Genomic DNA, 242 nt, shown 5'->3' on the forward strand with positions numbered 1-242 from the left:
AGAGCCATTAGCTCAGTTGGTAGAGCATCTGACTTTTAATCAGAGGGTCAGAGGTTCGAATCCTCTATGGCTCACCATTTGCGGGTGTGGCGGAATTGGCAGACGCACTAGACTTAGGATCTAGCGCCTTACGGCGTGGGGGTTCGACTCCCTTCACCCGCATATGCAGAAGTAGTTCAGCGGTAGAATACAACCTTGCCAAGGTTGGGGTCGCGGGTTCGAATCCCGTCTTCTGCTCCATT

3 tRNA genes are annotated in these 242 nt (G+C 52.9%); all 3 read left to right on the forward strand.

The annotated features are described in order from the left end of the window. Position 1 precedes the first annotated feature (1 nt). The 3 genes from HMPREF2658_RS10595 (at position 2) to HMPREF2658_RS10605 (ending at position 240) form a co-directional block, all read left to right on the forward strand. Positions 2-77 (forward strand) — tRNA-Lys (locus HMPREF2658_RS10595). A gap of 3 nt (positions 78-80) precedes the next feature. Then, positions 81-162, forward strand: a tRNA-Leu gene (locus HMPREF2658_RS10600). Between the two features lie 3 nt (positions 163-165). Then, positions 166-240, forward strand: a tRNA-Gly gene (locus tag HMPREF2658_RS10605). The last annotated feature ends 2 nt before the right edge of the window (positions 241-242 follow it).

Origin of the sequence: Staphylococcus sp. HMSC062H10 (assembly GCF_001836945.1) — a bacterium.
Taxonomy (GTDB): Bacteria; Bacillota; Bacilli; order Staphylococcales; family Staphylococcaceae; genus Staphylococcus; species Staphylococcus aureus.